The organism is Ruegeria sp. C5 (assembly GCF_056537605.1).
This window is the reverse complement of the sequence record NZ_JBQFRX010000010.1, coordinates 1-23,321: the sequence shown is the minus strand read 5'-3', so window position 1 is coordinate 23,321 and position 23,321 is coordinate 1. Positions and strand designations below refer to the sequence as shown.

Genomic DNA, 23,321 nt, shown 5'->3' with positions numbered 1-23,321 from the left:
TGACGCAATAGGATTTCAACGAAGGGCGCGATGCGTCGCAGCCCAAAGGCAAACAAGGACGACAGGTTCATGGCGAAACGGTGGTATTCGGTCAGCGTTCTTTCGAATTTCGAAAAGAAGATCGCAGAGCAGATCCGCACGTCGGTGGCTGAGCAGGGCCTTGAAGACGATATCGACGAGGTACTGGTGCCCACCGAAGAGGTGATCGAAGTGCGCCGGGGCAAGAAGGTCACCACCGAACGTCGCTTTATGCCGGGTTACGTGCTGGTACACATGGAAATGTCGGATCAGGGCTATCACCTGATCAACTCGATCAATCGCGTTACCGGCTTCCTGGGCCCTCAGGGCCGCCCGATGCCGATGCGCGACGCCGAGGTGAACCAGATCCTCAACCGCGTTCAGGAAGGTGAAGAAGCGCCCAAGCTGATGATCAGCTTCGAGGTCGGCGAGAAGGTCAAGGTCAACGACGGCCCGTTCGAGGATTTCGACGGCATGGTCGAAGGTGTGGACGACGAGAACCAGAAACTGAAAGTTTCGGTTTCGATCTTTGGCCGCGAAACACCGGTCGAGCTGGACTTTACGCAGGTCACCAAGCAGAGCTGATTGGTTTCCATCGTACCATCGTTTGGGGTGCCTTATGGGCACCCTTTTTACGTTTGGGGCGTGCTCATCTGCCAGACAGTTTGATCCTCACCAAAACCTTTAAGTGATACAGTTCCGACCGGTTCGCAGAGTGTCGGGAGAAATGCTGCGGCTGTATCCGAAAGGACATGGTCGCAATCCAAGTCTGTGGCCGCCGCTACAAGTCTAGCCGCCAAATTGACGTCTGGACCGATGGCCGTGAAATCCAGCCGGTCCCCGCCACCTACATTGCCATAATGGAAGCGACCGTGATGAATTGCAGTGCGCACGCCTAGCTTTTGCTGAAAATCGGCCTCGGCCAGCGACGCCACACCCTCGCGCACCGCTGCGATGGCGGCCTGAATCTGCACCTTTGGCGGAAGATTCGTGCTGGTTGGGAAGATGGCAAAAAAGCCGTCGCCCATGAACTTCAGAATCTCTCCGCCGTGGTCCATGACCGACGGGACAAGGCAATCAAACGTGTCATTCAGCAGCCGGACCAGCGTATCGCCGGAAACCGAATTCGAAAGGCGGGTAAATCCCTTGAGATCCGCAAACAGGATAACGGCCTCGATTTTGCTGCCATCACCGCGATGTACTTTACCGTCCAGAATGTGGGCGCCACTGTTACGGCCGACATAGGTCGACAGAAGGTAGGTCGCGTCGAGCCGCAGCATATAGGTCTCGGTCAGGCGGGCGAGCGGACCGCGAACCCGGCTCAGGATCGCTAGATCACTCTCTGAAAACCCACCGGGCGTGGCACTTGACCAAGTGCAGACATGGGTATCGCCGTTGAGATAGATCAGCGGTTGCGCCAGATAATCGGTGAAGCCCTGCTCGCGCAATTCGCCGACAATGATGTAATCCTCGGGGCAGCTGGGGTCTTCCAGATGGCGGCGGATGGGTTGCTGACGCTCGATCACATGCGGCAGGGGGTTATCGGTGTAGATCGCCTCGGTGAACAATTGAGACGGCGCGTCGACCCGATCAACGCCAGCGTCCGCTTTCCACAGGAAACGTCGACCCATCAGATTGGGATGCAGCGTCCAGATGAACAAACCGAACCGGTCGATGGCGACACCGGCATCCAGCAGACGGGTACAGATACCTTCGATGATATCGACCGCATTTCCAGCTGGACGGGCACCGTCAACCATCCACTCGATCAAAGCGTCGATCTTGTCCTGTTTTGGGATCGGTTCCGGTGGGGTCGGCATAGTGGCACCCTCAAGATAGAACGCCGCGATGCAAACAGACACCGCGGCGTTATTTGTATCAGCCTCGCAGTGGCTGAAACGACTGAGTGCGCGACTTACTGCGCTTGAACCATAGCCGCACGCAACAGTTGCGGGCGGTCGGTCTGGGACGGCAGGAAGACGGCTTGCGAACCGGCATCCAGTGCCGAAAGGCTCGCATCGTACCACTGCATCGCAAGATCGCGACGCTGTTGCACACCAAAGCCTTCGCGCAGGTGGTGGCCGATCAACTCTCCATAGGCAGGCTCACCCATCGCGACTAGCATCAATGCGGAACCGACTGCCGTGTCCATGTTGTCCTGACGGTAGCCCATCGACAGACAGACCTTGCTTGTCGCGGCAAGATCAGCGGGGCTGAGGCCCGAGTCCAGCGCAAGCTTGCGTACCTGGGTTTCAGCTTCTGCCTTCGAGCTGATCGACAGCGCATCAACTTGCGGTGCCAACATTTCACCGTACGAGTCGCATTGTGCGCTTACCTGATCTGGCGTCAGCCCCTGGATATCCGCCATCAGATCTTCGCCACGCGCCATCGCATAGCTGCGAGCAAGGCAGAACTGTTCGCTGAGGGCAAAATCGGCATCCGTCATGTTCGACAACGTCGTGTAGCCGCCATTGGTCGAAGTTTGCAGCATCACACCGCTACACCGATTGGCGAGCGATGGGCCTCCGGTCCCACCGGAAAACAGGCTCGGCAGGCTGGCAGAGGCGGTTTCAGTTGTATTGGCCTCGGGCTCTGGTTCCTGAGCTTGAGGAACCACAACCGGAATCGTGGTTGCTGGGGCTTGTGCTGGTGCCTGAGGGGCGGCAGCCAGGGCAGAGCCGGTTTGTATCTGCCGGCGGTATTCCATCAAAAGCGGTTGGCCTGCGAGTTGAGTTGTCGTCTGACCGCCGCTTGTCGCCCAGTAATAGGCCTGCATCAGGAAGTCGCGCTGATAGGGCTGGAAGTCATAGCCATTCACGGGGTAGCCCATCGAGACCTGATAGCGTTCGATCGCAGACCGTGTGCCACGACCGACTTGACCATCAACGCGACCCGCATTGTAGCCGAAATAGTTGAGCGCGGTCTGGGTTTGCGCCCCTTGTGTGGTCGACGGAATTCCGGGGCGATAGGTGCGTGTTGTTGTTGACCTCGTCCGGGCTTGCTGTTTTCTCTGCTGATCCCGGCCGATAGCGTAGCCGATGACGCCACCAACCACAGCACCGCCCAGTATCTCGCCAGCATCGGCCCGCGCGGTCTGAGGAGAAGACGCCGCAAATGACAGCGCGATGCCAACTGTTATTAATAAACGAATGATCATAACTAACCTCCACCAAAAATACTAATTTCGTCGAGTATAGCACAGCTGCGAGTATTGAGGTGAGGGGGGTGGCGGAAACCCGACCATCCCGCAACCACCGCGCAGATTCTGCATTGATATTAATTTCTTAAGAGTTGTCAGTCGCACCTTGTTAGTAACGATCTGTACGCCGTGAGCGTATAAGACCCACTTGGGGGCTTGATTCGATGTGTGAGAGCAGGGCAGGCCACTTGCCAACCCCGCCGTTCCGCTGTAAGTGCCGCCCCTATCGTCTTCGGGCGAGATTCTCTCGTGGGAGGTTGCTGGGATCGCGATCCCGGATCGGACCACGCAACATAGTCTGGGTGAAACGCGTTTCACCTAAGTTGAAAGGAAAACCAAATGGCCAAGAAGCTTGCTGGTACAATGAAGCTGCAGGTTCCTGCAGGTCAGGCGAACCCGTCGCCGCCAGTTGGTCCGGCGCTGGGTCAGCGCGGCATCAACATCATGGAATTCTGCAAGGCGTTCAACGCCAAGACCGCAGACATGGAGCCCGGCGCCCCGTGCCCGACCGTGATCACCTACTATCAGGACAAGTCCTTCACCATGGACATCAAGACGCCGCCCGCGTCTTACTACCTGAAAAAAGCGGCTGGTCTGAAGCCGGTCGGCAAGCGGAACCGCCCTCGTGGTGCGGAAAACCCAGGTCGTGAGACCGTGGCAACCGTAACCTCGAAGCAGGTTCGTGAAATCGCCGAAGCCAAAATGAAAGATCTGAACGCCAACGACGTCGAAGGCGCAATGCAGATCATCCTGGGCTCGGCCCGCTCAATGGGCATCGAGGTGAAGTAAGATGGCAAAACTCGGTAAACGTACCCGCGCTGCGCGCGAAGCTGTCGCTGGCAAGGAAAACCTGTCGGTCGAAGAAGCTGTTTCCCTGGTCAAAGGCAACGCAACCTCAAAATTCGACGAGACCATCGAGATCGCTCTGAACCTCGGCGTTGACACCCGTCACGCGGACCAGATGGTTCGCGGCGTTGTTGGCCTGCCGAACGGTACCGGCAAAGCGATGCGCGTCGCTGTATTTGCTCGTGGCCCCAAGGCAGACGAAGCGAAAGAAGCGGGCGCAGATATCGTTGGCGCGGAAGACCTGATGGAAACCATTCAGGGCGGCACCATCGAATTTGATCGCTGCATTGCAACCCCGGACATGATGCCGATCGTCGGTCGTCTGGGTAAAGTGCTCGGCCCCCGCAACCTGATGCCGAACCCCAAAGTTGGCACCGTGACCATGGACGTGAAAGCGGCTGTGGAAGCAGCAAAAGGTGGTGAAGTTCAGTTCAAAGCGGAAAAAGGCGGCGTTGTGCACGCCGGTGTTGGCAAAGCGTCCTTCGACGAAGCCAAGCTGGTCGAGAACGTCCGTGCCTTCATCTCGGCTGTGGCCAAGGCCAAGCCGTCGGGTGCCAAAGGCACCTATATGAAGAAAATCGCGCTGAGCTCGACCATGGGCCCGGGTGTGACTCTGGACGTGGCGGCTGCTGCGGGCGAATAAGCCTTAGCGTTAAGCTGTGAGAACTTGATCCCGGGTAGTGAGAACTGTCCGGGATTTTTATTGCGTGCCACATGAGAAACAGGCTCTAGCTGTGTGATAGCGTGGTTGCTTGCACATCAATTGAAATCTTGAAGTTTTGCCAATTTCAAACCCGGTTACAGCTAAGCTGACTAAAAAGCAGCGATACGCACAAACATAGATTCACTGCTTCAGCAGCGGTGGCTAAAGAAGCGATTGAACTAGGGGGTGCGGTCTGACACAGTTCCCCCATTGCCGTGTAGTAGCTGTTCGAGAATACCCATCAATGAACCAAAATATTCGTCAGAAATCACTTCCAGAAGATCGACGCGCCTTTTGGGACCAGTTTTATGCGAAATCGGCAGGGTCATGGGAGCTTACCTTGCCGTCGCAATTCGCAGCGTTTGTGGCAAATGAGATTGATCGGCAGTCACATGTCATTGACGTAGGGTGTGGGAATGCCCGTGACAGTTTTTTCTTTTCACGACACGGGTTCAAAGTGACCGGCATGGATGCGTCTGAGGCAGCGATTGCGTCAGCGCAAAAGCATGCACAAAAGCAGGGCGGCGACGATCTTGAATTTGTTCAGACCAATCTCGAAGATGGATTGATTGAGCGTGTGTTGTCCGAGCGACGATCTGAAATCGTTTGCGTTTATGCTCGGTTCTTTTTGCATGCGATCACAGATGATGAAGAAGATGCTCTGATCCGGGCGCTGCGGAGCGAGTGCAGGCCTGGCGATGTCGTAGCGTTCGAATATCGAACGTTGGCGGACCGAGCCACAACGAAAATTGCGGCGCCGCATTTCCGGCGATACGTAAGTGCGACGGATCTGGATTCAAAAATGGAAGCCTCAGAATTCCGAAAGTGTTATGGCGTCGAAGGCAGTGGTTTCGCAAAATATAAAACAGAAGATGCGATCGTCGCCCGCGCGATCTATGAAAAAACACCATGACAGAAGAAGAATTAATCAAGGAGCTTGCCTCACTTCGAGAGCATGTTTTTACCCATGCTGCGGCACAAACTGCACTACCACGGCCTCGTAAAACGCGTTTGGCTGTCAATTCGCTAAAGGAACCAATAAAGCGCTTGGAAAACCAAGCGCTCTTTGATGACTGGGAAGAGACCTATATCCTTCTTTGCTGCCATGGGAGAACAAAGCCTGCCCGGACGCACGGTAGGCTAAAGCATATGGAGACTCGCTATGCGGATCAGGGCAAAGAGGCGCGCTTTGCCTCATTTTTTGAGCGCGTAAAGCAGACGCTACACCCCGATTTCATTACACCGCATGGCTATAACAGAACATTCGGGGAAAAGGCTGGTGATGAAATCTTTTCAAAACTTGACGCCGAGCTTGAACCCGTAATTCGTTTGGGGAAGCCGATCATTCTGTACGCTGGCGCTTTGTTGGGTCATGTTCGCGAGGGTGGATTGATTGGTCACGACGACGATGTCGATTTTGCGGTGTATCTGGGTGAGTCAACGCTTGAAGGTGTTGCAGGAAAATGGGCCGAATATCAGCGAGAATTGCTGGAAAGCGATTGCTTGGATGCCAATTCGCTAAAAAACAGCATTCCTATATTCAAAGTTAAAAATAACTTGGGTATTGATATCGATCTGTTTCCGGCTTGGACGGAAAACGGGCGCTTTAGCGTGTATCCGTACTCACTTTATGATCTGCCGGAAAGCGCGATTTTCCCGCTTAAATCTCTTAACGGTGGGGAAATCATGCTACCGCAGGACGCGCCCGCATTGCTGGCGCAGAGTTACGGTGAAAATTGGCGGATACCGGACCCGCTGTTTCATTTCGCTTGGCGAAGGGCGCGCCGCAAGTTTGCACCTTTGCTTCAGCACGACTTTAGTATCGGTTGAAAGCACCGCATCATCGTGTCCTCAAGCAACAGTCGCATTTGCGTCACGGGATAAACTGGAGGAATACTTGTCTAGATCAATATGCGGATAGGCGCTAAGTCGTGGCTGGGGTGAAGCTATGGTGCGCGTAGCGAAATCCGCAAGCCTTAGTGTCGGCTCGTTTTCTGGAAACCGAGATGCCTCAGAACAGTTTCAACTATGTGGCAGCCCCTGCGCGGGAGGTGCAAGCCGCCTAAATTTACCTCTTGGAAACCCGGCCTATCTGTCCTAAGTAGACCTGCGGAATAAAGCGTGCGATTCGTCGTGCGCTTTATTTTGTTTCGTCCAAGACGGTGGGTGGGTCCATCTGGCCCCTTAATTCCCTGCCTGAGACGGGTAAGACCAAAGAATTCTGAGGGTCACGATCCTCGGGCGCATTTTGGCCAATCCCGTAACAACGGACCTGAACGCCGGAGCGAAAGCTGCGGCAAATATGAGCCGGGGTGAGATATCACCCCTAACTTGGAGAGAACTGTGGATAGAGCCCAGAAAGAGAAAGTGGTCGAGGAGCTCGGCCAAATCTTCGAAAGCTCTGGCGTCGTAGTGGTTTCGCACTACGCCGGTCTGACAGTTGCCGAGATGCAGGACCTTCGCGCACGTGCTCGTGACGCGGGTGGTGCCGTGCGTGTTGCCAAGAACAGGCTCGCCAAAATCGCCCTTGAGGGTAAGCCGTGTGAAAGCATGGCCGACCTGCTGACAGGGATGACCGTTCTGACCTATTCCGAGGACCCCGTGGCAGCTGCCAAGGTGGCCGAGGACTTCGCCAAGGATAACAAGAATTTTGAGATCCTCGGCGGTGCAATGGGCGAGAACGCTCTGGACCGCAAAGGCGTTGAAGCCGTTTCGAAAATGCCGTCTCGTGAAGAGCTTATTGCTTCGATCGTGGGCTGCATTGGCGCACCTGCTTCGAACATCGCCGGCGCGATTGGCGCACCTGCAAGCAACATCGCAAGCATCCTTTCCACCATCGAAGAGAAGGCGGAAGCTGCGTAAGCGGTTGGCACTGAATGATCTGCGTAGGGGATCCACCCTGACGTTGGAACACACACTGTAAAACGGAAAGAGCTAATACAATGGCTGATCTGAAAGCACTCGCAGAAAGCATCGTGGGTCTGACCCTGCTGGAAGCACAAGAACTGAAAACCATCCTCAAAGACGAATACGGCATCGAGCCTGCAGCTGGCGGTGCCGTAATGGTTGCAGCTGGTGGCGACGCCGGTGGCGCAGCTGAGGAAGAGAAAACCGAATTCGACGTCGTTCTGAAGAACGCCGGCGCTTCGAAAATCAACGTGATCAAAGAAGTTCGCGGCATCACCGGTCTGGGCCTGAAAGAAGCCAAAGAGCTGGTCGAAGCTGGCGGCAAGATCAAAGAAGGCGTGTCGAAAGACGAAGCCGAGGAAGTCAAAGGCAAGCTGGAAGCAGCTGGCGCCGAAGTCGAGCTGGCCTAAGCCAACCGACAGGTGCATCGCTGATGCGCCGCAAAATTTGGCTGGGTCCGGAGAAATCCGGGTCCAGCCGAACCTGTCTTAGAAAGGGCCTCATTGTCTGGGGCGTTTTCTAAGACACGGTTTTCGGATCGGGAGGCCACCTTCGGGACGGTGGTCACGAATTGATCCGGACGTGTCGTCTCGATTGTGCAAGATGCCGGGGCCCGACGGTGTCTTTGCCCGCTGAGAACATCGAAAGGTGACATCTGACATGGCTCAAACGTTCCTTGGCCAGAAACGTCTTCGTAAATATTACGGCAAAATCCGCGAAGTTTTGGAAATGCCGAACCTCATTGAGGTGCAGAAATCTTCTTATGATCTTTTCCTGCGCTCCGGCGATGCAGAACAGCCCACAGACGGCGAAGGCATCAAAGGCGTGTTCCAGTCGGTTTTCCCGATCAAGGATTTCAACGAAACTTCCGTTCTGGAGTTCGTGAAATACGATCTGGAAAAACCCAAATACGACGTCGAAGAGTGCATGCAGCGCGACATGACCTACAGCGCGCCGCTGAAGGTCACGCTGCGTCTGATCGTGTTTGATGTAGATGAGGACACCGGCGCTAAATCGGTCAAAGACATCAAAGAACAGGACGTGTTCATGGGCGATATGCCCCTGATGACACCGAACGGCACCTTCATCGTGAACGGTACCGAGCGTGTGATCGTGTCCCAGATGCACCGTTCGCCTGGTGTGTTCTTTGATCACGACAAGGGCAAGACCCATTCCTCGGGCAAACTGCTTTTTGCTTGCCGCATCATCCCGTATCGCGGCAGCTGGCTGGACTTTGAGTTCGACGCCAAGGACATCGTGTTCGCCCGTATCGACCGTCGTCGTAAACTGCCTGTGACAACCCTGCTTTATGCGCTGGGTCTGGATCAGGAAGCGATCATGGACGCGTATTACAACACCGTGTCCTACAAGCTGGACAAGAAGAAAGGCTGGGTCACGCCCTTCTTCCCAGAGCGTGTGCGCGGTACCCGTCCGACATATGATCTGATCGACGCGAAATCGGGCGAAGTGATTGCCGAAGCGGGCAAGAAAGTCACCCCGCGCGCGGTCAAAAAGCTGATCGACGAAGGCGCTGTTACCGACCTGCTGGTGCCCTTCGACAACATCGTCGGCAAGTATGTCGCCAAGGACATCATCAACGAAGAAAACGGCGCGATCTATGTCGAAGCCGGTGATGAGCTGACCCTGGAGTATGATAAAGACGGCGACCTGATCGGCGGCACCGTCAAGGACCTGATGGATGCGGGCATCACCGACATCCCGGTTCTGGACATCGACAACGTCAACGTTGGCCCCTACATGCGCAACACCATGGCTCAGGACAAGAACCTGAACCGTGAAAGCGCGCTGATGGACATCTACCGCGTCATGCGTCCGGGCGAGCCTCCCACCGTCGAGGCTGCGTCGGCTCTGTTCGACACCCTGTTCTTCGACAGCGAGCGCTATGACCTGTCCGCCGTTGGTCGTGTGAAGATGAACATGCGTCTGGCTCTGGATGCGCCGGACACCCTGCGCACGCTGCGCCGCGAAGACATCGTGGCCTGCATCAAGGCGCTGGTGGAACTGCGTGACGGTAAAGGCGACGTGGACGATATCGACCACCTCGGCAACCGTCGTGTCCGTTCGGTCGGCGAACTGATGGAAAACCAGTATCGCGTTGGCCTGCTGCGCATGGAGCGCGCGATCAAAGAGCGTATGTCGTCGGTCGAGATCGACACCGTCATGCCGCAGGACCTGATCAACGCGAAACCAGCTGCGGCTGCTGTTCGTGAATTCTTTGGCTCATCGCAGCTGTCGCAGTTCATGGACCAGACCAACCCGCTTTCGGAAGTCACCCACAAACGCCGTCTCTCGGCGCTTGGCCCGGGCGGTCTGACGCGTGAGCGTGCGGGCTTTGAGGTGCGCGACGTACACCCGACCCACTATGGTCGGATGTGCCCGATTGAAACGCCCGAAGGTCCGAACATTGGTCTGATCAACTCACTGGCCACCTTTGCCCGCGTGAACAAGTATGGTTTCATCGAAACACCCTACCGCGTCGTCAAAGACGCCGAGGTGACCGATGAGGTTCACTACATGTCCGCGACCGAGGAAATGCGTCACACCGTGGCGCAGGCGAACGCGACGCTGGATGCCGATGGCAAGTTCATCAACGATCTGGTTTCGACCCGTCAGGCCGGTGACTACACCCTCGCCCCGCGCGAGAATGTGGACCTGATCGACGTGTCGCCGAAACAGCTGGTCTCGGTTGCTGCATCGCTGATCCCGTTCCTTGAAAATGACGACGCTAACCGCGCTCTGATGGGCTCGAACATGCAACGTCAGGCGGTTCCGCTGCTGCGCGCCGAAGCGCCGCTGGTCGGTACCGGGATCGAGGAAAAGGTCGCGATCGACTCAGGCGCTGCGATTCAGGCGAAACGCGCCGGTATCATCGACCAGGTCGATGCCCAGCGTATCGTTATTCGCGCCACCGAGGATTTGGAACTGGGCGACGCTGGCGTTGACATCTATCGTCTGCGCAAATTCCAGCGGTCGAACCAGAACACCTGCATCAACCAGCGTCCGCTGATCAAGGTGGGTGACACCGTCCAGAAGGGCGAAGTTATTGCCGACGGTCCGTCGACCGATATGGGTGAACTGGCGCTTGGTAAGAACGTGGTCGTCGCGTTCATGCCGTGGAACGGTTACAACTACGAAGACTCGATCCTGATCTCGGAACGTATCGCGCGTGACGACGTCTTCACCTCGGTCCATATCGAGGAGTTCGAAGTCGCCGCCCGTGACACCAAGCTGGGCCCGGAAGAGATCACCCGCGACATTCCGAACGTCGGTGAAGAAGCGCTGCGCAACCTCGACGAGGCAGGCATCGTTTACATCGGTGCGGATGTTGAGCCGGGCGATATTCTGGTCGGCAAGATCACTCCGAAGGGCGAAAGCCCGATGACCCCGGAAGAAAAGCTGCTGCGCGCCATCTTTGGTGAGAAAGCATCTGACGTGCGCGACACCTCGCTACGCGTGAAGCCGGGTGACTACGGTACGGTTGTTGAGGTCCGCGTCTTCAACCGTCACGGCGTCGAAAAAGACGAGCGTGCGCTGCAGATCGAGCGTGAGGAAGTCGAGCGTCTGGCCCGTGACCGGGACGACGAGCTGGCGATCCTGGACCGCAACATCTATGCGCGTCTGCAAGGTCTGATCCTTGGCAAAACCGCTGTCAAAGGCCCGAAAGGCGTCAAACCAGGCTCGGTGATCACCGAGGAACTGCTGGAAACCTTGACCCGCGGTCAGTGGTGGCAGTTGGCACTGGAAGGTGAGCAGGACGCACAGATCGTTGAAGCCCTGAACGAGCAGTACGAAGTGCAAAAGCGTGCTCTGGACGCCCGTTTCGAGGACAAGGTCGAGAAAGTCCGCCGTGGCGACGACCTGCCGCCGGGTGTGATGAAGATGGTCAAAGTCTTCATCGCCGTTAAGCGTAAGCTGCAGCCGGGCGATAAGATGGCCGGTCGTCACGGGAACAAGGGTGTGATCTCCAAGGTTGTTCCGATGGAAGACATGCCGTTCCTGGCCGATGGTACTCCGGTTGACTTCTGTCTGAACCCGCTGGGTGTGCCTTCGCGTATGAACGTCGGTCAGATCCTTGAAACCCACATGGGTTGGGCCGCACGCGGTCTGGGTCTGAACATCGATGAGGCTCTGGGTGAGTACCGCCGTTCCGGCGATCTGACCCCGGTGCGCGAAGCGATGAAGCTGGCTTATGGCGAGGATGTCTACGAAGAAGGCATCACCGGTCTGGACGAGGATGGCCTGATCGAGGCTGCGGGCAACGTGACCCGTGGTGTTCCGATCGCTACTCCGGTCTTCGACGGTGCCAAAGAAGCAGACGTCAACGACGCGCTGGTGCGTGCGGGCTTCTCGGAAAGCGGTCAGTCGGTTCTGTTCGACGGTCGCACCGGTGAGCAATTCGCGCGCCCGGTCACCGTGGGCATCAAGTACCTGCTGAAATTGCACCACCTGGTGGACGACAAGATCCACGCGCGTTCGACCGGGCCGTACAGCCTGGTTACCCAGCAGCCGCTGGGTGGTAAGGCGCAGTTCGGTGGTCAGCGCTTTGGTGAGATGGAGGTCTGGGCTCTGGAAGCTTACGGCGCCGCCTACACCCTGCAGGAGATGCTCACCGTGAAATCGGATGACGTCGCCGGTCGGACCAAGGTCTATGAGTCGATCGTCAAGGGCGAGGATAACTTTGAAGCGGGCGTACCGGAATCGTTCAACGTTCTGGTTAAAGAAGTCCGTGGCCTCGGCCTGAATATGGAACTCCTGGATGCGGAGGTTGAGGAGTAAGGGCCTCGGCCCTTCCTCCCGTCCCCCCTTCCGCAAAATTTGAGGTATCAAAATGAACCAGGAAATCACCAACAACCCGTTCAACCCGCTGACACCGCCGAAAGTCTTTGACGAGATCAAGGTTTCGCTGGCCAGCCCTGAACGGATCCTGTCTTGGTCCTATGGTGAGATCAAGAAACCCGAAACCATCAACTACCGGACGTTCAAGCCCGAGCGTGACGGTCTGTTCTGCGCGCGTATCTTTGGCCCGATCAAAGATTACGAATGTCTATGCGGCAAATATAAGCGGATGAAATATCGCGGCGTTGTCTGCGAGAAATGCGGTGTGGAAGTCACCCTGCAGAAAGTCCGCCGCGAGCGTATGGGCCACATCGAACTGGCCGCGCCCGTCGCACACATCTGGTTCCTGAAATCGCTGCCGTCCCGCATCGGTCTGATGCTGGACATGACGCTGCGCGATCTGGAACGCGTTCTGTACTTTGAAAACTACGTCGTCATCGAGCCCGGTCTGACCGACCTGACCTACGGCCAGATGCTGACCGAAGAAGAGTACATGGATGCGCAGGATGCCTATGGCATGGATGCGTTCACCGCGAATATCGGTGCCGAAGCCATCCGTGAGATGCTGGCCCAGATCGATCTGGAAGCCGAAGCCGAGCAGCTGCGCGCTGATCTGGCCGAAGCAACCGGCGAGTTGAAGCCCAAAAAGATCATCAAGCGTCTGAAGGTTGTCGAATCCTTCCTCGAGTCGGGCAACCGGCCTGAGTGGATGGTCATGACCGTGATCCCGGTCATTCCGCCGGAACTGCGTCCGCTGGTTCCGCTGGATGGTGGCCGGTTCGCGACCTCGGATCTGAACGATCTGTATCGCCGCGTCATCAACCGGAACAACCGTCTGAAGCGTCTGATCGAGCTGCGCGCGCCTGACATCATCGTCCGCAACGAAAAGCGGATGCTGCAGGAATCCGTGGACGCTCTGTTCGACAACGGCCGTCGTGGCCGCGTGATCACCGGCGCCAACAAGCGTCCGCTGAAATCGCTGTCGGACATGCTGAAAGGCAAGCAGGGCCGCTTCCGTCAGAACCTACTGGGTAAGCGCGTCGACTTCTCGGGCCGTTCGGTCATCGTGACCGGTCCGGAGCTGAAGCTGCACCAGTGTGGTCTGCCCAAGAAGATGGCGTTGGAGCTGTTCAAGCCGTTCATCTACTCGCGCCTTGAAGCCAAGGGTCTGTCTTCGACTGTTAAGCAAGCGAAGAAACTGGTCGAGAAAGAACGTCCCGAAGTGTGGGATATCCTCGACGAGGTGATCCGCGAACATCCTGTCATGCTGAACCGTGCGCCGACGCTGCACCGTCTTGGCATTCAGGCGTTCGAGCCGGTTCTGATCGAAGGTAAAGCCATCCAGCTGCACCCGCTGGTCTGCTCGGCCTTTAACGCCGACTTCGACGGGGACCAGATGGCCGTTCACGTCCCGCTAAGCCTTGAGGCGCAGCTGGAAGCGCGTGTTCTGATGATGTCGACGAACAACGTTCTGTCGCCTGCAAACGGTGCACCGATCATCGTTCCGTCGCAGGATATGATCCTGGGTCTGTACTATGTGACCCTCGAACGCGAAGGCATGCCGGGCGAAGGCAAGGTCTTCGGTTCGATCGAAGAAGTTCAGCACGCGCTGGACGCCGGTGAGGTGCATCTGCACTCGAAAATCACCGCGCGGATCACGCAGATCGACGACGAAGGCAACGAAGTTCAGAAGCGCTATGAAACCACTCCGGGCCGTCTGCGTCTGGGTGCATTGCTGCCGATGAACAACAAAGCCCCGTTCGAGCTGGTCAACCGCCTGCTGCGGAAGAAAGAAGTGCAGCAGGTGATCGACACCGTCTACCGTTACTGCGGTCAGAAAGAGTCGGTTATCTTCTGTGACCAGATCATGTCGATGGGCTTCAAAGAAGCGTTCAAGGCGGGCATCTCGTTCGGTAAGGACGACATGGTCATCCCGGATGACAAGTGGGGCATCGTTGATGACACCCGCGGTCAGGTGAAGGACTTTGAACAGCAGTACATGGACGGCCTGATCACTCAGGGCGAAAAGTACAACAAAGTTGTTGATGCCTGGTCGAAGTGTAACGACCGCGTCACCGAAGCGATGATGAGCACCATCTCGGACGTTGCCAAGGCCGAAGACGGGTCAGATCAAGAGCCGAACTCGGTCTACATGATGGCCCACTCCGGTGCGCGTGGCTCGGTCACTCAGATGAAACAGCTGGGCGGTATGCGTGGCCTGATGGCCAAGCCGAACGGTGACATCATCGAGACGCCGATTATCTCGAACTTTAAAGAAGGTCTGACCGTTCTCGAGTACTTCAACTCGACCCACGGTGCCCGTAAGGGTCTGTCGGATACCGCTCTGAAGACGGCGAACTCGGGTTACCTGACCCGTCGTCTGGTGGACGTCGCACAGGACTGCATCGTTCGCGAGATCGACTGTGGTACTGAGCGTGCGATCACAGCCGAAGCCGCCGTGAATGACGGTGAGGTTGTTGCCTCGCTGGCCGAACGTGTGCTGGGTCGTGTGGCGGCTGACGATGTTCTGCGTCCGGGCACGGATGAGGTGATCGTGGCCGCTGGTCAGTTGATCGACGAACGCATGGCGGACACCATTGACGAAGCTGGTGTTGCGTCGATGCGCATCCGCTCGCCTCTGACCTGTGAGTCCGAGGAAGGCGTCTGCGCCACCTGCTACGGTCGTGACCTTGCACGCGGCACGATGGTGAACACAGGTGAGGCTGTCGGCATCATCGCCGCGCAGTCCATTGGTGAACCCGGTACGCAGCTGACGATGCGTACTTTCCACATCGGTGGTGTTGCGCAAGGTGGTCAGCAGTCGTTCCAGGAAGCCAGCCAGGAAGGCGTCGTTTCCTTCGAGAACCCGCAGATTCTGGTCAATGCCGCAGGCGAAAGCCTCGTTATGGGCCGGAACATGAAGCTGGTGATCAGCGACGAACACGGCGAAGAGCGTGCCAGCCACAAGCTGGGCTATGGCTCCAAGCTGTTCGTCAAGGACGGCACCAAGGTTGCTCGTGGCGACAAGCTGTTCGAATGGGATCCCTACACCCTGCCGATCATCGCCGAGAAAGCCGGTACCGCGAAATATGTCGACCTTGTTTCGGGCCTTGCGGTCCGGGATGAGACCGACGATGCAACCGGCATGACCCAGAAGATCGTGATCGACTGGCGCGCGGCCCCCAAAGGCAGCGACCTCAAGCCCGAGATCATTCTGGTTGGTGAAGATGGCGAGCCGGTCCGCAACGATGCGGGCAACCCGGTTCACTATCCGATGTCGGTGGATGCGATCCTGTCCGTCGAAGATGGTCAGACCATCGAAGCCGGTGACGTTGTTGCGCGTATCCCGCGTGAAGGCGCCAAGACCAAGGACATCACCGGTGGTCTGCCACGTGTGGCCGAACTGTTCGAAGCCCGTCGTCCGAAAGATCACGCGATCATCGCAGAAGCCGATGGTTACGTGCGCTTTGGCCGCGACTACAAGAACAAGCGCCGCATCAGCATCGAACCGGCTGACGAGTCCATGGAGACCATCGAATACATGGTACCCAAGGGCAAGCACATCCCGGTCGCCGAAGGGGACTTCATCCAGAAGGGTGAATACCTGATGGACGGTAACCCGGCTCCGCATGACATCCTGTCCATCATGGGTGTCGAAGCGCTGGCGGATTACATGATCGACGAAGTGCAGGACGTTTATCGTCTGCAGGGCGTTAAGATCAACGACAAGCACATCGAGGTCATCGTGCGCCAGATGCTGCAGAAGTGGGAGATCCTGGATTCAGGTGACACCACCCTGCTGAAAGGCGAACATGTCGACAAGCAAGAGTTCGACGCAGCCAACGAGAAGACTATCTCGCGTGGCGGTCGTCCGGCTCAGGGTGAGCCGATCCTTCTGGGGATCACCAAAGCTTCGCTGCAGACGCGTTCGTTCATCTCGGCGGCGTCGTTCCAGGAAACCACCCGCGTGCTGACCGAAGCCTCGGTTCAGGGCAAGAAAGACAAGCTGGTTGGCCTGAAAGAGAACGTCATCGTTGGTCGCCTGATCCCTGCCGGTACCGGTGGGGCCACTCAGGCCGTCCGCCACATCGCGCAATCGCGTGACAACGTGGTCATCGAAGCCCGCCGGGAAGAGGCCGAAGCGGCTGCTGCTCTGGCCGCTCCGACCTTCGACGACGACATGGTCGGTGATGAGCTGGACGTTCTTGTGGAAACACCGGAAAGCCGCGAATAGGCACCCTCAATAACTAAGAAAGGCCCCGCGATTTCGCGGGGCCTTTCTTGTTGTGAGCGCTCCGAGGCGAACTCTCACAAAGATAGTTACTAATGTGACCCGGTTTGTGGCATGCTTTCGTCAACAGAGGAGGGGGCCGCAATGACAACCCGTCAAACGCATGGGCGAAAGCGCCTGTATGACAGTATTTTGGACACCGTTGGAGACACGCCAAGCATACGAATAAACAGGATCGCGCCCTCAAACGTGACGGTTTACGTAAAATTCGAAGCGTTTAACCCGGCCAGTTCTGTCAAAGATCGCCTTGCCCTCAACATCATCGAAGCGGCAGAACGCGACGGTAGCTTAAAACCCGGTCAGACAGTAGTTGAGGCGACCTCGGGGAATACCGGTATCGGGCTGGCGATGGTCTGCGCGGCCAAAGGCTATCCCTTAGTTGTGACGATGGCCGACAGTTTCTCGGTCGAGCGGCGCAAGCTGATGAGGTTTTTGGGGGCAAAAGTTGTCCTGACACCGCGCGCGCAAAAGGGGTTCGGCATGTATACAAAAGCCAAGGAATTGGCCGAGCAGAACGGCTGGTTCCTGGCCAGCCAGTTTGAAACCGCAGCCAATGCCGATATTCACGAAAATACCACCGCGAGGGAAATCTTGGGTGACTTTGATGGGCAGAATCTCGACTATTGGGTTACGGGCTATGGCACTGGCGGGACGGTCTCGGGCGTGGCCCGGGTGCTGAGGAAAGCGCGCCCTGAGACCAAGATCATCCTGACCGAGCCTGCCAATGCAGCCATTGTGTCGTCGGGGTATGTAAACACCCGCAACGAAATAAACCAGCCGACCGAGAGCCACCCGAACTTCGAACCGCATCCGATACAGGGTTGGACGCCTGATTTCATTCCGTGGGTTCTGCAGGAGGCCATTGATAACTCGTACTATGATGAGTTGATTCCCGTTCCCGGTAGCGACGGTATTGCATGGTCGCGCCGTTTGGCCGCAGAAGAGGGGATTTTTACCGGTATTTCTGGTGGCTCGACCTTTGCGGTCGCGATGAAACTGGCCGAGACTGCGCCGGAAGGTTCCGTCATGTTGGTAATGTTGCCAGATACGGGCGAGCGTTACCTTTCGACACCATTGTTTGATGGCGTAGAAGATGAGATGACGGATGATGAGATCGAGATCTCGAAATCTACGCCTTCCGCCCAGATGACAGATTGAAACGACTGAAAAGTCGACAGTTTGTGTAGCTCGTCGGAACTATTACTGTAGGATTGTCAGGCGCAAATTGACTTCGTGATCGATTGAACAGTTAGTACGACGATATATTGAAGACCGGGTGTTGATTAAATGAGTCCTAACGTTAAAGGCGCGCTGCTGATGATGGGCAGCATGGCGGCCTTTACCATCAATGATGCGTTGGTGAAAGTGGTGGGGCAAGATCTGCCTCTGTTCCAACTTGTGACCATGCGCGGAGTTTTGGCGACAGTTCTTGTGTTGATAATGGCCCGTTATCTTGAGGCGCTTCACCTGAATTTTCCCCTCCATGACAAATGGCTTATCGCATTACGGTGCCTGGCAGAGTTGGCGGCGACCATCTTCTTTTTAACGGCTCTGATGCACATGCCGCTTGCCAACGTTACGGCAGTTCTACAGGCGTTGCCGCTGACCGTGATTTTGGGTGCTGCCTTATTCTTCGGTGAAGTAATTGGATGGAGACGTATTGCTGCAATTGCGCTTGGGTTCGTCGGTATGTTGTTGATCGTTCGGCCCGGTCCTGAAGGATTCAGCATCTATGCGATTTACGCATTGATTGCGGTTGCTTCCGTTACAGTTCGCGATTTGATCACCCGCCGAATGTCAGCTGAAGTACCTTCTATGGTGGTAACACTGGCGACATCCCTCACTATCACATTGGCAGCGATCATCGTCTCCACGTTTGAAGGATGGGTGCCGGTCTCGACCGCATCTGGAGCGATGATCGCCAGCGCTGCGGTCTTTGTTCTGATAGGCTATCTGTTCAGTGTCATGGTGATGCGCGTGGGCGAGGTCGGTTTTGTTGCGCCATTTCGCTATTCCAGCCTGCTTTGGGCACTGGGACTGGGGTGGGCTGTGTTTGGTGACTGGCCGGACGCGATCACAATGCTGGGTGGTGCATTGGTAGTTGGGGCAGGGATGTTCACTCTGTTTCGCGAACGGTCGCGTCAAGCGGAGAAGTGAGGCAAACGTACGAAACCGGGGTTTAGCGCGAAACGCGTGGCAAAATCGGTCTCGATTTCGGGCGTGATCGGCGCAAGCTGCGCCTTCTGCTTTTCAGCGCGCGGCGAGTCGTTGGAGTTGTTCAATGTCCTGATCCACATCGGGCGATCAGGATAACTGACCACTGGCATAAAACGCCCGATCCGGTTGTGGGTAAAACTTATGATCGTGTGGTCGCACCCGCCCGCGATAAGCATGCCCAAGCCCACCCCAAGCAGAGATTTGTAGATTTGTGCCGCCCGAACCCCATTCGGCCCAAAGCTGGCCTGGTATCCGTTGTTGAAATCGAGGCCTATGGCCTGATTTTTTCCAATCAGCCCGGCAACATCATCGGCGGACTCGCGCAGTCTTTCGATGAAATCAATCGAAATGCTGTCGTCGTCATCATGGCGAAATTGAAGACAGGGCCGGTCCGGGTTTGAACGCGCTTCCTGAAGGATTCGTTTCATGACCTGCCGGTGTTTATGGCTTGGTTCGACGGGTCTTTGGACAATTCGTACCTGCTTGATGTCAGCGGTGAGGTCCTTAAGCCAGTCGAGCGCCTTTTGCGGCAGACAGTCCCCAACAACGACCAGAAGCTGATAGTCCCCATCTGTCTGCGCGCGAAAGCTGGGCAACGTCACAGATTCGAACAAGCGGAACCGCTCTTCCAGACGAACAGGGTTGTAGAGATGGGCGCGCCGATCTGCGACCGTGTCATGTTCGATCTGGAAATCGCCCAGAGCAGGGAATGAAAATCGACACAGGCCAAAGACTTGCATGGGGCATCCAATGGTTTGCAGGGCATGTTCACAATGCATACGGTGCCGAAGTGCTGCAATGCGTCGGCGCAGTGGGAATCTTCATTAGTTCCTGATAGACCGCCGGAGTTCTTATGTACAACACGCCTTTCCCGCTGGGCTGTTGACACTCGGGCCGACTCCCCTTAATACGCGCGACATCTCGGTACCGGGGGCCGCCCCATAACCGATTTCAGTAATGAACTGGTCAAGGCCCGAACACTTTTATCGTTCGCGCCCTCTGATAACAAACCGCGACGTTCACCTCGGAATGGGAACGCTCGCGGGTTTTGCGCTTGTGGACGCATGAGTGCAGCGAATTTAACCGCACGCAACGCGCGTGCATGTCATGTGTGTTGCAAAACGGGGAAGAAACCGGAATGCCAACTATTCAACAGCTGATCCGCAAACCGCGGCAGCCCAAAGTAAAACGCTCGAAGTCCATGCACCTGGAGCAGTGCCCGCAGAAACGCGGCGTCTGCACCCGCGTGTACACCACCACACCGAAGAAGCCGAACTCGGCTATGCGTAAGGTTGCCAAAGTGCGCTTGACCAACGGGTTCGAGGTCATCTCGTACATCCCGGGTGAAAGCCACAACCTGCAGGAACACTCGGTTGTTCTGATCCGTGGCGGCCGTGTAAAAGACCTTCCCGGTGTGCGTTACCACATCCTGCGCGGTGTTCTGGATACTCAGGGCGTCAAAGATCGTAAGCAACGTCGTTCGAAATACGGCGCGAAGCGTCCCAAGTAAGAAGGAGAGGCTGATATGTCACGTCGTCACGCCGCCGAAAAACGCGAAGTCCTGCCTGACGCCAAATTTGGCGACAAGGTACTGACCAAATTCATGAACAACCTGATGATCGACGGCAAGAAGTCGGTCGCAGAGCGCATCGTTTACAACGCGTTTGACCGCGTTGAGAACAAGGTAAAGCGCGCTCCTGTCGAAGTGTTCCACGAAGCGCTCGACAACATCAAACCGTCGGTCGAGGTTCGCTCGCGCCGGGTTGGTGGTGCAACCTATCAGGTTCCGGTCGAAGTGCGCCCTGAGCGCCGCGAAGCACTGGCCATCCGCTGGCTGATCACTGCTGCGCGTGGCCGCAACGAAAACACCATGGAAGAGCGCCTTGCAGGCGAGCTGCTGGACGCCGTTCAGTCCCGCGGTACTGCCGTCAAGAAACGCGAAGACACCCACAAGATGGCCGAGGCGAACAAAGCCTTCAGCCATTATCGTTGGTAATCCGAGAGGCTTAGACCAATGGCACGCGAATATCCGCTCGAACTGTACCGTAACTTCGGTATCATGGCGCACATCGACGCAGGTAAGACCACCTGCTCGGAGCGTATCCTGTATTACACTGGTAAATCCCACAACATCGGTGAGGTGCACGATGGTGCAGCCACCATGGACTGGATGGAGCAGGAGCAGGAACGCGGCATCACCATCACTTCGGCTGCGACCACCACTTTCTGGGAACGCACCGAGGACGGTCAGACCGCAGAAACTCCTAAGCACCGCCTGAACATCATCGACACCCCCGGCCACGTTGACTTCACCATCGAAGTTGAGCGTTCGCTGGCGGTTCTCGACGGTGCTGTCTGCGTTCTGGACGCAAACGCCGGTGTTGAGCCCCAGACCGAAACCGTGTGGCGTCAGGCTGACCGCTACAAGGTTCCGCGTATGGTTTTCGTCAACAAAATGGACAAGATCGGCGCTGACTTCTTCAACTGCGTCAACATGATCGAAGACCGCACCGGCGCACGCGCTGTTCCGGTTGGTATTCCGATCGGTGCCGAGTCCGAGCTGGAAGGTCTGATCGACCTGGTCACCATGGAAGAGTGGCTGTGGCAGGGCGAAGATCTGGGCGCAAGCTGGATCAAAGCTCCTATCCGCGACAGCCTGAAAGACATGGCTGACGAATGGCGCGGCAAGATGATCGAAGCGGCCGTCGAAATGGACGACGACGCGATGATGGAATACTTGGAAGGCAATGAGCCCGACGTTCCGACCCTGCGCGCTCTGCTGCGCAAAGGTACTCTGGAAATCGCGTTCGTTCCGGTTCTGGGTGGTTCGGCGTTCAAGAACAAAGGCGTTCAGCCGCTGCTCAACGCTGTGATCGACTATCTGCCCAGCCCGCTGGACGTTGTCGATTACATGGGCTTCAAACCCGGCGACGAGGAAGAAGTTCGTGACATCGCCCGTCGTGCAGACGACGACATGGCCTTCTCGGGTCTGGCGTTCAAAATCATGAACGACCCCTTCGTTGGCTCTCTGACCTTCACCCGGATCTACTCGGGCACCATGAACAAGGGTGACTCGATCCTGAACTCGACCAAAGGTAAGAAAGAGCGCATCGGTCGTATGATGATGATGCACTCGAACAACCGGGAAGAGATCGAAGAAGCGTTTGCAGGCGACATCATCGCGCTGGCGGGTCTGAAAGACACCACCACCGGCGACACTCTGTGTGACGCGAAGGATCCGGTGGTTCTGGAAACCATGACCTTCCCCGACCCGGTGATCGAAATCGCGGTCGAGCCCAAAACCAAGGGCGACCAAGAGAAGATGTCCCAGGGTCTGGCCCGTCTGGCCGCCGAAGACCCGTCCTTCCGCGTGGAAACCGACCTGGAGTCGGGTCAGACCATCATGAAGGGCATGGGCGAACTTCACCTGGACATCCTGGTTGACCGTCTGAAGCGCGAGTTCAAGGTTGAAGCGAACATCGGTGCACCTCAGGTGGCCTATCGCGAAACCATCTCGATGCCGGTCGAGCACACCTACACCCACAAGAAACAGTCGGGTGGTTCGGGTCAGTTCGCGGAAGTCAAGCTGGAGATCCAGCCGACCGAAGCAGGCGAAGGCTATTCGTTCGAAAGCCGCATCGTAGGCGGCGCCGTTCCGAAGGAATACATCCCGGGTGTTGAAAAAGGCATCAACTCGGTCATGGATAGCGGCCCGCTGGCTGGCTTCCCCGTGATCGACTTCAAGGTTGCCCTGCTGGACGGTAAGTTCCACGACGTTGACTCGAGCGTTCTGGCGTTCGAAATCGCATCGCGGATGTGTATGCGTGAAGGCATGCGCAAAGCTGGCGCGAAACTGCTTGAACCGATCATGAAGGTCGAAGTGATCACCCCGGAAGAATACACCGGCGGTATCATCGGCGACCTGACCTCGCGTCGTGGCCAGGTGTCTGGTCAGGAACCGCGCGGCAACGCAATCGCGATCGACGCGTTCGTTCCGCTGGCGAACATGTTCGGCTACATCAACACTCTGCGTTCGATGTCGTCGGGCCGTGCCCAGTTCACAATGCAGTTCGATCACTACGATCCGGTTCCGCAGAACATCTCGGACGAGATTCAGGCGAAATACGCATAAGCGAAGATTTGAGGGAGCGCGGCTAACGCGCTCCCTTCATTACCGAAAAAGGAGGCCATCATGGCAAAGGAAAAGTTTGAGCGTAATAAGCCGCACGTCAACATCGGCACGATTGGCCACGTTGACCACGGCAAGACCACGCTGACCGCAG

General features: G+C 56.8%; 19 protein-coding genes. 15 read left to right on the top strand and 4 right to left on the bottom strand.

What is annotated here, in order from left to right; all coding sequences use genetic code 11:
* Positions 1–69 precede the first annotated feature (69 nt).
* Positions 70–603: a transcription termination/antitermination protein NusG gene (nusG, locus tag ACR0AW_RS20515; RefSeq protein WP_152459924.1), complete on the top strand. Its 534-nt coding sequence runs from the start codon at positions 70–72 to the stop codon at positions 601–603.
* Positions 604–650: 47 nt separating this feature from the next.
* Here the strand turns inward: nusG and ACR0AW_RS20510 are convergent, their stop codons facing one another.
* Both ACR0AW_RS20510 and ACR0AW_RS20505 read right to left on the bottom strand, forming a co-directional pair.
* Positions 651–1,838: an adenylate/guanylate cyclase domain-containing protein gene (locus ACR0AW_RS20510; RefSeq protein ID WP_170732468.1), complete on the bottom strand. Its 1,188-nt coding sequence runs from the start codon at positions 1,836–1,838 to the stop codon at positions 651–653.
* Between the two features lie 95 nt (positions 1,839–1,933).
* Positions 1,934–3,175: a peptidoglycan-binding domain-containing protein gene (locus ACR0AW_RS20505; protein ID WP_170398593.1), complete on the bottom strand. Its 1,242-nt coding sequence runs from the start codon at positions 3,173–3,175 to the stop codon at positions 1,934–1,936.
* Between the two features lie 381 nt (positions 3,176–3,556).
* Here ACR0AW_RS20505 and rplK point away from each other — a divergent pair, with 381 nt between their 5' ends.
* Both rplK and rplA read left to right on the top strand, forming a co-directional pair.
* A complete protein-coding gene (gene rplK / locus ACR0AW_RS20500; protein WP_010440985.1) occupies positions 3,557–4,006 on the top strand; it encodes a 50S ribosomal protein L11 in 450 nt (149 codons plus the stop codon).
* Between the two features lies 1 nt (position 4,007).
* On the top strand, positions 4,008–4,706 hold the full coding sequence (gene rplA / locus ACR0AW_RS20495; protein WP_010440987.1) for a 50S ribosomal protein L1: 699 nt from the start codon (positions 4,008–4,010) through the stop codon (positions 4,704–4,706).
* 239 nt (positions 4,707–4,945) lie between these two features.
* Here rplA and ACR0AW_RS20490 read toward each other — a convergent pair whose 3' ends face one another.
* Positions 4,946–5,095: a hypothetical protein gene (locus ACR0AW_RS20490; protein WP_480439580.1), complete on the bottom strand. Its 150-nt coding sequence runs from the start codon at positions 5,093–5,095 to the stop codon at positions 4,946–4,948.
* Positions 5,096–5,106: 11 nt separating this feature from the next.
* On the opposite strand from ACR0AW_RS20490, the gene ACR0AW_RS20485 reads away from it, so the two are divergent.
* The 8 genes from ACR0AW_RS20485 to ACR0AW_RS20450 all read left to right on the top strand — a co-directional run bounded on the left by ACR0AW_RS20485 (position 5,107) and on the right by ACR0AW_RS20450 (position 18,978).
* The gene (locus tag ACR0AW_RS20485) at positions 5,107–5,679 is read left to right on the top strand and encodes a class I SAM-dependent methyltransferase (RefSeq protein ID WP_480439578.1); all 573 of its coding nucleotides are present in this window, start codon (positions 5,107–5,109) and stop codon (positions 5,677–5,679) included.
* A complete protein-coding gene (locus tag ACR0AW_RS20480; protein WP_170514688.1) occupies positions 5,676–6,596 on the top strand; it encodes a hypothetical protein in 921 nt (306 codons plus the stop codon). The genes ACR0AW_RS20485 and ACR0AW_RS20480 overlap by 4 nt, the downstream gene beginning before the upstream one ends.
* Positions 6,597–7,109: 513 nt before the next feature.
* On the top strand, positions 7,110–7,628 hold the full coding sequence (rplJ, locus tag ACR0AW_RS20475; protein ID WP_170406495.1) for a 50S ribosomal protein L10: 519 nt from the start codon (positions 7,110–7,112) through the stop codon (positions 7,626–7,628).
* An 80-nt stretch (positions 7,629–7,708) separates the two neighbouring features.
* The gene (gene rplL, locus ACR0AW_RS20470; protein ID WP_010441182.1) at positions 7,709–8,083 is read left to right on the top strand and encodes a 50S ribosomal protein L7/L12; all 375 of its coding nucleotides are present in this window, start codon (positions 7,709–7,711) and stop codon (positions 8,081–8,083) included.
* A gap of 250 nt (positions 8,084–8,333) precedes the next feature.
* Complete coding sequence (rpoB, locus tag ACR0AW_RS20465; protein WP_170732466.1) at positions 8,334–12,470, top strand: DNA-directed RNA polymerase subunit beta; 4,137 nt, start codon at positions 8,334–8,336, stop codon at positions 12,468–12,470.
* A 52-nt stretch (positions 12,471–12,522) separates the two neighbouring features.
* The gene (gene rpoC, locus ACR0AW_RS20460; protein WP_170406489.1) at positions 12,523–16,764 is read left to right on the top strand and encodes a DNA-directed RNA polymerase subunit beta'; all 4,242 of its coding nucleotides are present in this window, start codon (positions 12,523–12,525) and stop codon (positions 16,762–16,764) included.
* Between the two features lie 141 nt (positions 16,765–16,905).
* Positions 16,906–17,979: a pyridoxal-phosphate dependent enzyme gene (locus ACR0AW_RS20455; protein WP_170732465.1), complete on the top strand. Its 1,074-nt coding sequence runs from the start codon at positions 16,906–16,908 to the stop codon at positions 17,977–17,979.
* 129 nt (positions 17,980–18,108) lie between these two features.
* Entirely contained in the window at positions 18,109–18,978 is an 870-nt protein-coding gene (locus tag ACR0AW_RS20450) for a DMT family transporter (RefSeq protein ID WP_170732464.1), read from the top strand.
* Here ACR0AW_RS20450 and ACR0AW_RS20445 read toward each other — a convergent pair.
* Positions 18,963–19,778, bottom strand: coding sequence for a glycosyltransferase (locus tag ACR0AW_RS20445; RefSeq protein WP_170732463.1), 816 nt, complete (start codon positions 19,776–19,778; stop codon positions 18,963–18,965). The two genes, ACR0AW_RS20450 and ACR0AW_RS20445, sit on opposite strands and share 16 nt — an antisense overlap.
* A gap of 398 nt (positions 19,779–20,176) precedes the next feature.
* Between ACR0AW_RS20445 and rpsL the strand changes: the two genes are divergently transcribed.
* The 4 genes from rpsL to ACR0AW_RS20425 form a co-directional block, all read left to right on the top strand.
* On the top strand, positions 20,177–20,548 hold the full coding sequence (gene rpsL, locus ACR0AW_RS20440; protein ID WP_005621086.1) for a 30S ribosomal protein S12: 372 nt from the start codon (positions 20,177–20,179) through the stop codon (positions 20,546–20,548).
* A gap of 15 nt (positions 20,549–20,563) precedes the next feature.
* Positions 20,564–21,034, top strand: coding sequence for a 30S ribosomal protein S7 (gene rpsG, locus ACR0AW_RS20435; RefSeq protein ID WP_010441203.1), 471 nt, complete (start codon positions 20,564–20,566; stop codon positions 21,032–21,034).
* An 18-nt stretch (positions 21,035–21,052) separates the two neighbouring features.
* Positions 21,053–23,170 (top strand): elongation factor G, encoded by a 2,118-nt coding sequence (fusA, locus tag ACR0AW_RS20430; protein WP_170328783.1) that lies wholly within the window; start codon positions 21,053–21,055, stop codon positions 23,168–23,170.
* Positions 23,171–23,230: 60 nt separating this feature from the next.
* On the top strand, positions 23,231–23,321 hold a 91-nt coding region (locus tag ACR0AW_RS20425; RefSeq protein ID WP_036223564.1), incomplete at its 3' end, for a GTP-binding protein.

What these genes read in the sequence shown, in the direction of transcription:
- nusG (WP_152459924.1), top strand. Translation starts at nt 70, where the DNA reads ATGGCGAAACGGTGGTATTCGGTCAGCGTTCTTTCGAATTTCGAAAAG.
- ACR0AW_RS20510 (WP_170732468.1), bottom strand. Translation starts at nt 1,838, where the DNA reads ATGCCGACCCCACCGGAACCGATCCCAAAACAGGACAAGATCGACGCT.
- ACR0AW_RS20505 (WP_170398593.1), bottom strand. Translation starts at nt 3,175, where the DNA reads ATGATCATTCGTTTATTAATAACAGTTGGCATCGCGCTGTCATTTGCG.
- rplK (WP_010440985.1), top strand. Translation starts at nt 3,557, where the DNA reads ATGGCCAAGAAGCTTGCTGGTACAATGAAGCTGCAGGTTCCTGCAGGT.
- rplA (WP_010440987.1), top strand. Translation starts at nt 4,008, where the DNA reads ATGGCAAAACTCGGTAAACGTACCCGCGCTGCGCGCGAAGCTGTCGCT.
- ACR0AW_RS20490 (WP_480439580.1), bottom strand. Translation starts at nt 5,095, where the DNA reads ATGACCCTGCCGATTTCGCATAAAACTGGTCCCAAAAGGCGCGTCGAT.
- ACR0AW_RS20480 (WP_170514688.1), top strand. Translation starts at nt 5,676, where the DNA reads ATGACAGAAGAAGAATTAATCAAGGAGCTTGCCTCACTTCGAGAGCAT.
- rplL (WP_010441182.1), top strand. Translation starts at nt 7,709, where the DNA reads ATGGCTGATCTGAAAGCACTCGCAGAAAGCATCGTGGGTCTGACCCTG.
- rpoB (WP_170732466.1), top strand. Translation starts at nt 8,334, where the DNA reads ATGGCTCAAACGTTCCTTGGCCAGAAACGTCTTCGTAAATATTACGGC.
- rpoC (WP_170406489.1), top strand. Translation starts at nt 12,523, where the DNA reads ATGAACCAGGAAATCACCAACAACCCGTTCAACCCGCTGACACCGCCG.
- ACR0AW_RS20455 (WP_170732465.1), top strand. Translation starts at nt 16,906, where the DNA reads ATGACAACCCGTCAAACGCATGGGCGAAAGCGCCTGTATGACAGTATT.
- ACR0AW_RS20450 (WP_170732464.1), top strand. Translation starts at nt 18,109, where the DNA reads ATGAGTCCTAACGTTAAAGGCGCGCTGCTGATGATGGGCAGCATGGCG.
- ACR0AW_RS20445 (WP_170732463.1), bottom strand. Translation starts at nt 19,778, where the DNA reads ATGCAAGTCTTTGGCCTGTGTCGATTTTCATTCCCTGCTCTGGGCGAT.
- rpsL (WP_005621086.1), top strand. Translation starts at nt 20,177, where the DNA reads ATGCCAACTATTCAACAGCTGATCCGCAAACCGCGGCAGCCCAAAGTA.
- rpsG (WP_010441203.1), top strand. Translation starts at nt 20,564, where the DNA reads ATGTCACGTCGTCACGCCGCCGAAAAACGCGAAGTCCTGCCTGACGCC.
- fusA (WP_170328783.1), top strand. Translation starts at nt 21,053, where the DNA reads ATGGCACGCGAATATCCGCTCGAACTGTACCGTAACTTCGGTATCATG.